The organism is Pseudoalteromonas ostreae (genome assembly GCF_018069805.1).
GTDB lineage: Bacteria > Pseudomonadota > Gammaproteobacteria > Enterobacterales > Alteromonadaceae > Pseudoalteromonas > Pseudoalteromonas ostreae.
In genome coordinates, this window is sequence record NZ_JAGPYN010000004.1 from 62,175 (window position 1) to 74,401 (window position 12,227).

Below are 12,227 nucleotides of genomic sequence, written 5' to 3' on the forward strand. Positions count from 1 at the left end.
GTAAAACACCTAGACACAGTTATTAATTCGTAAGGTCGGTCAATGTCTAATATAAAACAACAAATAGGAAGCATCGCGTTAGTCGTTGAAAGTTATGATGACGCCATTGCATTTTACACTCAAAAACTGGGGTTTGATTTAATCAAAGATACCGACCTTGGTAATGGTAAACGCTGGGTTACTTGTAAGCTTTACTCTCACTAACTACCACAATACGCCACAAACAAAAACGGCGCGTAATTTTCATTACGCGCCGTTTTAAGAATCCACTAATTCTGCTAGTTTATTCTGTATCAGGTAAGTTACGACCGTAGAAGATTTCTTGCATCTCGCGGGTTAACTTAGAACGAATTTCTTCTTCTTCCTGTTCAGATAAGTCGCTAGTAGTGACACCAAATAAATAGGTATTTAAATCGGTCTCTTTTAACATCATCTTAGTGTGGAACAAGTTTTCTTGATACACGTTCACGTCCATCATTTGGTACGCTTCTTTGGTATCTTCAGTCATGTAGTTTTGAATTGAATTGATCGCGTGATCAATATAGTGCTTAACGCCATCTACATCACGAGTAAAGCCACGTACGCGGTAGTCAATTGTTACAACATCAGACTCTAAGCTGTGAATTAGGAAATTCAACGCCTTTAATGGTGAAATAATGCCACAGGTTGATACTTCTATATCAGCACGAAAAGTACAAATACCATCATCAGGATGCGCTTCAGGGTAGGTATGAACGCAGATGTGGCTTTTATCTAAGTGAGCAACCACAGTCTCAGGTAATGGGCCTGGTGCTTCATCAACGTCATAGGTTTGCTGCTGCTCAATTGGCTCTTCTGAGATCAGAATTGTTACGCTGGCACCTTGTGGATCGTAATCTTGACGCGAAACATTTAAGATATTCGCACCGATAATATCCACTACTTCACCTAAAATATCGGTTAGTCGATCAGCACTATACTGTTCGTCGATATATTCAATATATTCTTTACGTTGTTGCTCTGTCTTTGCATAGCAAATATCGTAAATACTAAAGCTTAAACTTTTGGTTAAGTTATTAAAGCCATGAAGTTTAATTTTATCGAAGGGTTTGTTCATGATAAACCAACCTATAAACACATGAAATCTGCCAGAGCAGAATGAAAAGTTCGCGGATTTTATACGAATTTCACCCCAGGAAAAAGCGTTATTTTCCCTGTTCGTGTATAACTTCGTGTGTATGGGTAATTTCTACTGTTTTATCAAGCATTAATGCTACTGAACAATACTTCTCTGCCGACAGCTGTACAGCACGCGCAAGGTGTTTTTCAGAGACGTTATCGCCAGTCACAACAAAGTGTAAGTTAATTTTAGTAAATACTCGTGGGGCAGATTCTGCGCGTTCAGCGCTTAATTGCACTTGAACATCTGAAAACTGTTGTTTAGCTTTTTTTAAAATACTAACTACATCAACCGATGAGCAACAACCAACAGACATTAGTACCATTTCCATTGGGCTTGGTGCGGCGCTATCGCTACCTGCATCAAACACAACATTGTGACCAGAATTAGAACGTCCTAAAAAAGTATCGCCTTCAACCCATTTCACATTCGCTTGCATTTTATGACTCTCAAAGAAGTTATTTCCTTGATTGTAAAGAAGTCACACGCAGTTGCAAATTAAAAACGATAACTCGAATCATTATACGCTTTCTACAACGGCGCTATCAAAGAGGTTTTTTACCAAGGCGGAGAACTCATCAATAAAGGCATGTTGCTCTATGGTAACTTGATTACTGGTGACGCTGCTGAGCACTTCTTGTAAATCGTATACAATACCATCTACTTCACGCACAATTTGACTACGTTGTTCAGTGGAAAGCTCTGTATGTTGCTGACATAACAACATGACATTTTCAGCAATATCATCTTCTATTAGCTCCATAATAGTAGGAGCGCCTGGTTTTATTTCGCCGGACTTCTCAAATAATGCTAAATTTTGAGTAAGATACATGATGAGATCATCATATCCTTGCCTATCTAAAACCATAATTATCCACACCTAATTAAAACGACTGTATTGATTTAAGCAGAAAGCGCTTTTAATTGCTAGCTTTGAGCATTAACCAATACAAAAAAAGCAGCCAAGGCTGCTTTTTTAGTTATTTATTACTATTTGACTAAAATCGATTAATCGATTTTTAAGCCAGGGCTTAATGTTGCTGGCATTGCTACTTTTTCAAGTTCAACAGAGGCAACTGGATATGCGCAATAATCAGCTGCATAGTAAGCACTTGCACGATGATTACCCGATGCACCAATACCACCAAAAGGAGCTGCACTTGAGGCACCGGTGATTGGGCGGTTCCAGTTAACAATACCGGCACGGATACGACGTAAAAAATGGTCGTAATCTGCCGCATTATCACTGAGTAAACCCGCAGACAAACCAAAGCTGGTATCGTTGGCTTTATCAATCGCACTATCAAAATCTGTAAAGCGGAATACTTTTAATAATGGCCCAAAATGCTCTTCATCTGGGAAGTTAGCAACATCTGTACATTCAATAATACCCGGCGTTACGAAACCTGTATTTTCTGTATGCTTAAGCTCAACTAATACTTCAGCACCAAGCTCAACGAGTTGTTGCTGCGCTTTTACCATACCAGCGGCCGCAGCTGATGAGATCATCGAACCCATAAACGGTTGCTCTGCATCATCGTAGTTGCCAACTTTGATGACTTTAGTCGCGGTAATTAAACCCGCTAAAATTGCATCACCTTGCTCACCTGCTGGTAAAAACAGCTTGCGTGCACAGGTACAACGTTGGCCACTGGAAATAAATGCTGATTGAATAATATCGTGAATAACGGCTTTGCTATCGGCAACATCAGTAATAATAAGCGGATTGTTACCACCCATTTCTAATGCTAAGATTTTGCCTGGTTGACCGGCAAATTGCTCATGCAGAATATGGCCTGTGCGTGATGAACCGGTAAAGAATAAGCCATCAATACCTTTGTGAGCAGCAAGAGCCTTACCTGTGGCTACTTCGCCTTGTACTAGGTTAATAACCCCTGCTGGTAAACCGGCTTTTTCCCATAACTTAAGTGTTAACTCTGCAACAGCTGGTGTCAGCTCAGATGGTTTAAACACCACGGTATTGCCCGCCAAAAGTGCAGGAACAATATGGCCATTAGGTAAATGACCAGGGAAGTTATAAGGGCCAAATACCGCCACTACACCATGTGGTTTATGGCGGATCATTGCACGGCCTTGCGGCATTGGGTTTTCTACGTCGCCAGTGCGCTCTAAAAATGCTTTTTCAGAGATAGCTATTTTACCGATCATAGCACCCGCTTCAGTGCGAGTTTCCCATAACGGCTTACCCGTTTCTTGGGCTATTACAACAGCAAGCTCTTCGCTGTGCTCTTTTAGGGTTTCGGCAAACGTTTTTACAATCGCTAAACGTTCTGCAAATGATTTATCAGCCCAGCTATAAAATGCTGTACGCGCAGAGTTAACAGCGGTGTCAACTTGCTCGCTGGTAGCTGAGTTTGCTTGCCAAATAACCTCGTTATTGGCTGGGTTTACTGAATTAAATGCATCGCCTAGGCCTTGTGACCATTGACCATTAATAAATTGTGCAGGATGAGTCATGTACTTTCTCCTAAATTATAAGCTTGTTGCGGTAACTAAATCGCCCGCTTGTAAGTGCAGCGCATCAGCCATTACTTGAGGTAATGTAAGCTCTGAACTGGTTGCATCAAAGTTTAGTTGTGCAACGGTTGCTCTAAAGTCATTAAGTTTTTCGTTGGCTAACATCACAGCAGTGTCGCCACTGTTTTTACCAATTGTTACGGTAAAGTTTTTTGCATTACGAATAGTCGCAATGTTATCTACTTTTGCTTCAACGGTTGGGCCGGCATCAAAAATGTCAACGTAGCCATTAAAAGTGAAGCCTTCACTTTTTAACAACTCAATCGCTGGACGCGTGTTATTGTGCACTTTACCAATTACCGCTTGCGCGTCTTTACTTAGTAAGTTGACGTAAATTGGGTACTTCGGCATAAGTTCAGCAATAAATACTTTTTGGCCAATGCCAGTTAAGTAGTCCGCTGTTGGAAAGTCCATTGAGAAAAAGTGCTCTTCAAGCCATTGCCAAAATGGGCTATTGCCCTGCTCGTTCGAAACACCGCGCATTTCTGCAATAACGGTTTCAGCAAAACGCTCTTGGTGTTGCTTGATAAACATAAAACGTGCTTTTGAAAGCAGCTTACCGTTATTATTTTTACGGTAACCATCTTTTAAAAACAGCGTACAAAGCTCTGTTGCCCCTGTGTAGTCATTACACAAAGTTAAAATATCAACTGCTTTATATACATTCAATGTACGAGATGAATGAATGGCTTTGCTTAAATGATAATGATAAAACGCATCATCTAAACCTACCGCAGCCTCAATTGCCGAGGTACCTACCACCTCACCAGTTTCGCTATCTTCAAGAACAAACAAGTAACCTTCATCACCTGGGTGAGATGCACTTTTTGCGAATGAGCTTATAGAATGGTCAATCTTTTTTTGTAATAACGCTTCGTTATTAGGTAAAGACGTAAAACCATGCCCTGATTCGTGGGCAATTTTCAATAAAGCTGGGTAATCACATTGCTGGATTGGGCGAAGGATCATCATGAGTCCGCTTGCTCCCTTATAAATAACGGTAAATTAAGAATAGTAGGGCAAGCTTGCTGCCTGCCCTATTATGATGAGACGTGTTGCTTAACCGTTCACAACTTTGGCAACCGCTTTTTCAAAGCGTGCCATACCTTCGCGGATATCCGCTTCTGGGATCACTAGAGAAGGTGTAAAGCGTACAACATCAGCACCAGCGACTAAAGACATCACGCCCTCAGCGATCCCTGCAACTAAAAACTCTTTAGCGCGACCTTTAAATTGCTCAGTCACTACTGCGCCAATTAACAAACCTTGGCCACGAATTTCTGAAAACACTTGGTGCTTATCGTTAATTGCAGTTAGTAACTCATTAAACAATGCAGCTTTTTCTTTAACGCCAGCGAGTACTTCCGGTGTATTCACAGTATCAAAGGCTGCCTCACCAACAGCGCATGCTAACGGGTTGCCGCCATAAGTAGAGCCATGCGTACCGACTTTAAGATGCTTAGCAATTTCTGTTGTGGTGATCATTGCACCAATCGGGAAACCGCCACCAAGCGCTTTAGCTGTAGTTAAAATATCTGGAGTTACATTCAAACCTTGGTACGCATAAAGCTCACCAGTACGGCCAACGCCTGTTTGTACTTCATCAAAAATAAGCAATGCATTATGTTTAGTACATAATTCACGTACGCCTTTGGCAAATTCGTCAGTAGCAGAAATAATGCCGCCTTCGCCTTGCAGAGGTTCCATCATTACCGCACAAGTGTTATCAGAAATAAGCGCTTCAAAAGCGTCTAAATCGTTAAAATCACAATGCACGATATCGCCAGGTTTTGGACCAAACCCATCAGAATAAGCAGTTTGACCACCTACCGTTACGGTGAAAAATGTACGGCCATGAAAGCCTTTGTTAAACGCAATAATTTGCGACTTTTCAGCACCAAAGTTTTCAAGGGCTAAACGACGTGCAAGTTTAAGTGCAGCTTCGTTTGCTTCTGCGCCAGAATTGGCAAAATATACTTTTTCAGCAAATGTCGCATCTACTAGCTTTTTAGCTAAGCGTAATGCTGGCTCATTAGTCATTACATTAGCTACGTGCCAGATTTTTTCACCTTGCTCTTTTAATGCTTTAACCAATGCTGGATGACAATGACCTAGACAGTTAACTGCGATACCACCGGCAAAATCGATATATTCACGGTCTTGCTGATCCCAAACGCGTGAGCCTTCGCCACGAACAGGAATAACACTTGAAGGTGCGTAGTTAGGAACCATTACTTGATCAAATAATTCGCGATTGACTGTCATTTTATATCCTCTTAATTGTGATCCTACAGAAAGTTTAAAAAATAGGATTGATGATGCACTGTTGTACCATCTCCTTTGGCGTAAATCAGCATAGCTCACATCGCCAAAAAATACTCTCTGGTTCAGTTTTCAGATAATCATTATTTCAGAGTTTTTCGTTATTGTCTCTTATAAAACTTTCATGCAGCCCTTGTTATTAAAGGCTTTGAGATATAATTTCAGAGATAGTGAATAACTATCTGAATAACGAATTATAGGGTTGTTTATTCGATATCGCTGCCCCACCCCCACCAAACAGAGCTTTGCAAGATAAAATATGGGTGAGAGTAGCTATTAATGGTGAATGAATAGTCGTAAAAAAATTAACAAAAAATTTATGAAATAAGGCCGTGTTGACCTTTCAGGATTAAAATTCGTTCAAATTAGGGGCGATTTAATCACGGCGCGAGATTTGTAACCTAGTGGGCTAAGTAAAAATTGAGCAAAGCTTCCGCGTCCTGCTCACGCCCCTTACTTACATCCATGTAAGTAACAAAGAGTTAATCGCCCCTAGGAAGAACCCGAAGGGCAGCGCGTGTTTGGCATTGATGCTGCGTTATCGCCTATTTATGGGGAACAACCACACTACATAGCCCCTGCCTTGCCTAAATACCAAACACACTGCTGCAAATTCAACCTCGAAAGATAAACACGCCCTAGTCTATTTTTATATGGAAATGCTGCAAATTGGTTTTTTCAAGCTGTTCTAGTTCCTGTTTTGATAACCCAACGTAATCAAACCAGAGTGATTTTTCATCACTTTCCACCAGCTGATGTTCGCTCAAAGTAACACACTGGCTATAACAACGTGCCTTTTGCATTAACATCGCTAATGGTAACTGTGGATCTCCTTTGGGCACACCATTAATCAACTGTGATAACACGGCATTAAAAGGCAAATATCGAAATGCCATTTTATCAATCACCGTCGCCGTGACTTGTAGTGCATGTTGGTTGAGTAAAGTACTTAAAAATAACGGATCAGGTTTCAGCTCTAACAATGCGGTGTGAAGATCTTTATGTTGATCTTCTCGGGCAAGGGTTACTTTGCGCTGCCAGACTTGTTCGAATGTGCGTAAATAGAGTCGAATCAAAGCTATCTTGCCAACATCAAGCAACATGCCTAAAGTAAATGCATGCACTTCATTAATATCATTGAACTTTGCCAACTCTTGCGCCGCAATCGCACAAGCTATCGAGTTATCACGTAGGCGACGCTTTAATAATGGAAATGGTTCGGTGCTGTGTGGCATCCAATGTCGTACCGCAAAGGTAGGTACTACAAACTGTAAGTTATCCAAACCTATATAACGCAGTGCTAAAGAGGGGGTATCAACTTTTACCGAAGTATGTTTATTGCGCTGCGCGCGGTAGTAAGGCAAGTTTACAAAAGCAACTAGCTCACGCCCTAACCAAGTTAAATCTTTAACTAATGGCTCAAGGCGTCCTACCGATGCTGATTTCACTGCAAGTATGTCTAAAATCGCAGGCACATTATCTTCAATACCAATCGTTTCATGTAGTACAGTATCAATATCGGCTAACTGTTTTTTCATGGCGATATCAATTACTTGATGTAACTGCTGACTAGCTTGAGCACGATACTTATGGTGAGAAGTACTGGAGAGTTTGCGTATTTTTTGCGCCGCAACCTCAACCTCGAGTAAAGTGCGCTGCTTTATCGCCTCACCATGATTTATATCTAGAGTATGAATATAGCCAATTTGACGTTGCGCAAAGCTATGCCCAAGCAATAAATCATGGGCTCGTTGTTCTAATGCCTGAGCTGTCCTTTGTTGGCGTATTTCATCTGTCATTAATGGTTATCTTTTATAAAAATGAAAGGAAGCTATTACGTTTATTAGCATAAGCCTAGAACCGAGTTAAAAAGTTAGCAAGTAATTCAAGCCCTCGCTCCGTTAAAATTGCCTCAGGGTGGAACTGTACACCTTCTAGCGCCAAACTATTATGAACTAAGCCCATTATTTCATCCAACTGACCTGTTTCAGTTTCAGTCCATGCGGTGATCTGCAACTCATCTGGAATACTATCTTGTTCAACAACCAACGAATGGTAACGGCACACTGTTAATGGATTAGGTAAGCTGGCAAATACACTTTGGTTGGTATGATAAATTGGCGACGTTTTACCATGCATCACTTGCCTTGCTCTAACAACATTTGCACCTAATGCTTGTGCTATTGTTTGATGACCTAAACAGATACCTAAGATTGGAAAATGACCTTTTAATTGCTCAACAAGCTCTAAAGATATACCCGCTTCATTTGGCGTACCGGGCCCAGGTGATATCACGATATGTTGAGGATTTAACTGTGCAATTTGACTAACCGTGATCTCATCATTGCGCTTTACTAGCACCTCTTGCTCTAAGCGCTGAAAGTATTGCACTAGGTTATAGGTAAACGAATCGTAATTGTCGATCATTAACAACATCTGGTTAGTAACTCACTGGTAATTATAGGTTGCAAGGCAAGGGAGTAATTGAGCCGCATTCTAACTCAATAGCACAGAACTTTCAGTTAATTGTCGATTGAAAAAGCAGAATCCAATGCCTAGCATATTTTACAGCAGCTTTTATTCCCCAAAAAAATCTTTAATAAACTCTTTCGTATAAGAATGGCGAAACTTTAAGTGAAAACTTTCACCAGAAGTTAAAGCGCAACTTGAAAAATTGGCATAGTTTGCGCACTAGCTTAAACAAGCTAAATAGCTTTAACCCCTTTATGGTGAGGAAATCTGCTGTACTTTTCCTGCAACTCAGCAATGTTTAACTGGTAGTGATATCACCATCCATTTACAGCAATCAGAATGGTTGCTTTTGATTTTTTGATACACCGTACACTGCTGCTTAATCACGCTACGCGCATTTTTAATGAAGTAAACATTAACCTATCAAGCTGGGTTTTGGTTATCTAAGTGCGCTTGCAACGCCAACTTCTCAAGCGTTGATAAAGGGGTAGCACTCTTAGTTATGAAATCGTAACGTACCAGTACTGTTTTACCGATTGCGCAGCATTTATCTTGCTGCCACGCCTCTTGGCGAAGCACAAATGAGCTACTACCAATATGCTCTACCGATGTTTTAATACTTACTTCATGTGAGTAAAACAACTCACCTACAAACGACACCTCAATTTTAGCAATAATAAGCTTCCAATCGCGAGGATTTAAATCGGGGGTAAAAAATTTAAAAATAGGTGCTCGTGCGACTTCAAACCAAACAGGGAGTACGGTATTGTTGATGTGTCCGAGTGCATCCGTTTCGCTAAAGCGCGGCATCACTTTTTCAATAAACATAATAATCCAATAATAATTAAACAGGTAACTCATGACGGACTTTATCCGCGTGTATGACAACGCGCTCAGTAATGACTTTTGCGATAACTTTATCGCCACCTTTTCGCAAAGCCCGCATATAAAACAAGGGATGACATCAGGCGGCATAGATCTTAATAAAAAAGATAGCCACGACCTGCACTTAAACAATCATCCTGAATACGCTGAGCAATTAAAACATATTCAACAAACTACTGCACAATATGTTTTTAACTACATTGAAGAACATATTTTTATAATGATTGGGGCGTTTGGTTTAAAAGTATATCACCCAAAAACAGGCCAGCCAGTTGATTTAACTCAAGCTAATTTTGACGAGGTAGGTAAACCAATGTTACCTTTATTGGTACAGCAAGTTTTTCGACTCGGTAATATTCAAGCGCAAAAATATGAGGTAAATAAAGGCGGCTACCCATATTGGCACAGTGAAGTGTACCCACAGTTACAGCATAACGAAGCACTGCACCGTGTATTGTTATTTATGTTTTATTTAAATGATGTTGAAGAAGGCGGTGAAACCGAGTTTTATTATCAAAATCGTAAGGTAGCCCCAAAAAAAGGCACTATGGTGATTGCCCCAGGCTACTTTACTCATACTCATCGCGGGAATAAACCAGTGTCGAATGATAAATATATTTTAACGTCGTGGGTGCTGTTTAACCGCGCAGAGCAAATATACGGGCAGCCACAGGCCTAAGCGGTAAGCCAAAAATCTACTCAATTCAGATTTTTGGCTTACCAAGCACTCGGGGCGCTTAAAACTTACAGCTTATGACTTATAGCTCTAAAGTAATTCATCAAATAAATCAAATAACTTATCTAGCTCTTCGATGGTGTTGTAGTGCATGCAACCAATGCGTACAACGCCGCCAGTATCCAATACACCCAATTGCTTGCATAAGCCCTGCGCATAGAAGTTACCATCCCACACACATATATGTTGCTTACCTAAAAACTCAGACACCTGACGTGGTTCAAGCCCTGCAAAGGTTAAAGCAAAAGTTGGGGTACGTTCAGCTAAACGATCTAAATCATCAATACCAAATAGTTTGATCTTAGGATAGTTAACTAGTCGAGTAAGGAAATACTCACTTAACGCCATTTCATGGTGTTTAGTTTTTGCAAAAGCTGAAGCTAATTTGTCGCGGCGTGAATGGCTATCATCAAGCTCACTAATATCTGCAATGTAGTCAACAGCAGCAATTAAACCTGCAAGTGCTTCAAAGCTTTGCGTGCCGGTTTCCCAGCGCCCAGGAATAACATCTTTGGCAGGCTCGACCTTATAAGGCGTAAATCCTTCAAGGTGTTCGCGCTTACCGTAGACCATGCCTAAGTGTGGGCCAAAAAACTTATACGCAGAGCAGGCTAAAAAATCACAATCAAGGGCTTGTACGTCAACCAGTTCATGGGGAGCATAATGCACTGCATCCACATATACCAAAGCACCTACTGCGTGAGCCATTTCAACAATACGTTTAATGTTGTTTATAGAGCCGGTAGTGTTTGATGCATACGTAACGGCTACTAATTTGGTTTTAGTGCTCAGTAAGCTTGTAAAATGCGCTAAATCTAAGCTGCAATCAGCTTCGTTAATCAATACAGTATTAACCTTTGCACCTTTATCTTCAGCAGCCTGCTGCCAAGAGGATACATTTGAGAAGTGATCTGCATTGGTCACGATAATCTCATCACCCGCTTGCCAATCACGAGAAATCGCACGGCTAAAGCTAAAAGTCAGACTAGTCATATTCGCGCCAAATACAATTTGATCGCGCGACGGCGCATTGAGTAAATCTGCCGCTGCTTGACGCGCATTAGCCATTAGCTCAACGGTTTTATCACTTGAGAAAAACGCACCACCTAAATTCGAATTGTAATAGCCTAAATAAGCCGACATTGCACTGAGCACTGTTTGGGGGACTTGTGAGCCACCTGGGCCATCTAAAAATATTGGCGACTTACCCGCAACTTGTTGCGTTAATGCCGGAAATTGACGACGTAATTGTGTTAAGTTCATTGCTATTCCTTAAGCCGTTAGTACGAAACAATCTAGGTAACCGTCTTTACTTGCATCAATTTTATTCATCGGTGTCGCGTTATGCCAAACTTCACGGTCATTGATTAATGCAAACATGCCATCTTTAATTTCCATTTTGAAACAGGGCTCTGCTTGCTTGTTTTCATACACCAATAACTCACCACCTTCTAAGTTTTCGTGTGATACACCACAAACACAAACGTGATCAAAGCCATCTTGATGGATACCTTCAGGCGCAGGTGGTGTATCGCTGTCGATTGCTAGCATTCTAAACTGGTGAATTTCAATATCACGGTCTTCGTCTATACCTGTGATAGCACGAAACTCATTAACGATACTTTTCATGCCTTCGCTTGCCAATAAGCTTGACTCTAAATTCTCATACGTACGCTCAACATTGCCTTGAAAGGTATTAATTGAATCATCTTGTACAAAGGCTTTAGTGGCTTGTAGTTTTAGTTTGCCACCTTGTGCTTTGATCACTGAATAGCGGCGTTTACGAAACGCACCATCGGCATAAGGATTCACCGGAAGATTGGCAAATGATGGCTTAACAGCCTCAATATGAGCTTGGTTTACAAAGCGAAGTTGTAAGAGGTTCTGGTTGTTTAATGCTGTCATAAAGATCTTGCCCCTAGTTAAAAATATGGCAAGAATTTTAATGTAAATAAGGTGGATAATTGATTTTATATTGTTATGGATAAAAAATAGTTAGCATTTTATATCTACAAAAATAACATTTAATAGATAAAAAACCATTTATTTGAAAAAATGAAAAGAAATATATCTACATTTTTTAGTTACAAAAATAAAAAAGCCCGCAGCGCGGGC

Annotated in this window: 12 protein-coding genes and 1 pseudogene; 2 read left to right on the forward strand and 11 right to left on the reverse strand. The window is 40.7% G+C overall.

Features of this window, described 5'->3' with window-relative positions:
• Positions 1-42 precede the first annotated feature (42 nt).
• Positions 43-180 (forward strand): annotated as a pseudogene (locus J7338_RS04205) (VOC family protein); the annotation flags it as partial.
• Positions 181-283: 103 nt separating this feature from the next.
• Here the strand turns inward: J7338_RS04205 and speD are convergent.
• From speD to J7338_RS04250, 9 genes are all read right to left on the reverse strand, one after another.
• Entirely contained in the window at positions 284-1,096 is an 813-nt protein-coding gene (gene speD, locus J7338_RS04210; protein WP_210795893.1) for an adenosylmethionine decarboxylase, read from the reverse strand.
• An 88-nt stretch (positions 1,097-1,184) separates the two neighbouring features.
• The gene (locus tag J7338_RS04215; RefSeq protein WP_210795894.1) at positions 1,185-1,598 is read right to left on the reverse strand and encodes an OsmC family protein; all 414 of its coding nucleotides are present in this window, start codon (positions 1,596-1,598) and stop codon (positions 1,185-1,187) included.
• An 81-nt stretch (positions 1,599-1,679) separates the two neighbouring features.
• On the reverse strand, positions 1,680-2,027 hold the full coding sequence (locus tag J7338_RS04220; RefSeq protein ID WP_210795895.1) for a DUF3802 family protein: 348 nt from the start codon (positions 2,025-2,027) through the stop codon (positions 1,680-1,682).
• 140 nt (positions 2,028-2,167) lie between these two features.
• Positions 2,168-3,637 carry a succinylglutamate-semialdehyde dehydrogenase gene (gene astD, locus J7338_RS04225; RefSeq protein ID WP_210795896.1) on the reverse strand — a complete coding sequence of 490 codons (1,470 nt, stop codon included), beginning with the start codon at positions 3,635-3,637 and terminating at the stop codon, positions 2,168-2,170.
• A gap of 15 nt (positions 3,638-3,652) precedes the next feature.
• Entirely contained in the window at positions 3,653-4,669 is a 1,017-nt protein-coding gene (gene astA, locus J7338_RS04230; RefSeq protein ID WP_210795897.1) for an arginine N-succinyltransferase, read from the reverse strand.
• An 87-nt stretch (positions 4,670-4,756) separates the two neighbouring features.
• The gene (locus tag J7338_RS04235) at positions 4,757-5,962 is read right to left on the reverse strand and encodes an aspartate aminotransferase family protein (RefSeq protein WP_210795898.1); all 1,206 of its coding nucleotides are present in this window, start codon (positions 5,960-5,962) and stop codon (positions 4,757-4,759) included.
• Positions 5,963-6,657: 695 nt separating this feature from the next.
• Positions 6,658-7,818, reverse strand: a complete 1,161-nt coding sequence (locus J7338_RS04240) for an HDOD domain-containing protein (protein ID WP_210795899.1) — start codon at positions 7,816-7,818, stop codon at positions 6,658-6,660.
• Between the two features lie 55 nt (positions 7,819-7,873).
• Positions 7,874-8,455 (reverse strand): anthranilate synthase component II, encoded by a 582-nt coding sequence (locus J7338_RS04245; RefSeq protein WP_210795900.1) that lies wholly within the window; start codon positions 8,453-8,455, stop codon positions 7,874-7,876.
• 459 nt (positions 8,456-8,914) lie between these two features.
• Positions 8,915-9,319: an acyl-CoA thioesterase gene (locus J7338_RS04250; protein ID WP_210795901.1), complete on the reverse strand. Its 405-nt coding sequence runs from the start codon at positions 9,317-9,319 to the stop codon at positions 8,915-8,917.
• A gap of 31 nt (positions 9,320-9,350) precedes the next feature.
• Here J7338_RS04250 and J7338_RS04255 point away from each other — a divergent pair, with 31 nt between their 5' ends.
• Positions 9,351-10,055: a 2OG-Fe(II) oxygenase gene (locus J7338_RS04255; protein WP_210795902.1), complete on the forward strand. Its 705-nt coding sequence runs from the start codon at positions 9,351-9,353 to the stop codon at positions 10,053-10,055.
• 87 nt (positions 10,056-10,142) lie between these two features.
• Here J7338_RS04255 and J7338_RS04260 read toward each other — a convergent pair whose 3' ends face one another.
• Positions 10,143-11,375 carry a cysteine desulfurase-like protein gene (locus J7338_RS04260; RefSeq protein ID WP_210795903.1) on the reverse strand — a complete coding sequence of 411 codons (1,233 nt, stop codon included), beginning with the start codon at positions 11,373-11,375 and terminating at the stop codon, positions 10,143-10,145.
• A gap of 9 nt (positions 11,376-11,384) precedes the next feature.
• Complete coding sequence (locus J7338_RS04265) at positions 11,385-12,017, reverse strand: 2OG-Fe dioxygenase family protein (RefSeq protein ID WP_210795904.1); 633 nt, start codon at positions 12,015-12,017, stop codon at positions 11,385-11,387.
• Positions 12,018-12,227: the final 210 nt, after the last annotated feature.

What these genes read in the sequence shown, in the direction of transcription:
- J7338_RS04235 (WP_210795898.1), bottom strand. Translation starts at nt 5,962, where the DNA reads ATGACAGTCAATCGCGAATTATTTGATCAAGTAATGGTTCCTAACTAC.
- J7338_RS04240 (WP_210795899.1), bottom strand. Translation starts at nt 7,818, where the DNA reads ATGACAGATGAAATACGCCAACAAAGGACAGCTCAGGCATTAGAACAA.
- J7338_RS04215 (WP_210795894.1), bottom strand. Translation starts at nt 1,598, where the DNA reads ATGCAAGCGAATGTGAAATGGGTTGAAGGCGATACTTTTTTAGGACGT.
- J7338_RS04245 (WP_210795900.1), bottom strand. Translation starts at nt 8,455, where the DNA reads ATGTTGTTAATGATCGACAATTACGATTCGTTTACCTATAACCTAGTG.
- J7338_RS04220 (WP_210795895.1), bottom strand. Translation starts at nt 2,027, where the DNA reads ATGGTTTTAGATAGGCAAGGATATGATGATCTCATCATGTATCTTACT.
- J7338_RS04255 (WP_210795902.1), top strand. Translation starts at nt 9,351, where the DNA reads ATGACGGACTTTATCCGCGTGTATGACAACGCGCTCAGTAATGACTTT.
- speD (WP_210795893.1), bottom strand. Translation starts at nt 1,096, where the DNA reads ATGAACAAACCCTTCGATAAAATTAAACTTCATGGCTTTAATAACTTA.
- astA (WP_210795897.1), bottom strand. Translation starts at nt 4,669, where the DNA reads ATGATGATCCTTCGCCCAATCCAGCAATGTGATTACCCAGCTTTATTG.
- J7338_RS04265 (WP_210795904.1), bottom strand. Translation starts at nt 12,017, where the DNA reads ATGACAGCATTAAACAACCAGAACCTCTTACAACTTCGCTTTGTAAAC.
- J7338_RS04260 (WP_210795903.1), bottom strand. Translation starts at nt 11,375, where the DNA reads ATGAACTTAACACAATTACGTCGTCAATTTCCGGCATTAACGCAACAA.
- J7338_RS04250 (WP_210795901.1), bottom strand. Translation starts at nt 9,319, where the DNA reads ATGTTTATTGAAAAAGTGATGCCGCGCTTTAGCGAAACGGATGCACTC.
- astD (WP_210795896.1), bottom strand. Translation starts at nt 3,637, where the DNA reads ATGACTCATCCTGCACAATTTATTAATGGTCAATGGTCACAAGGCCTA.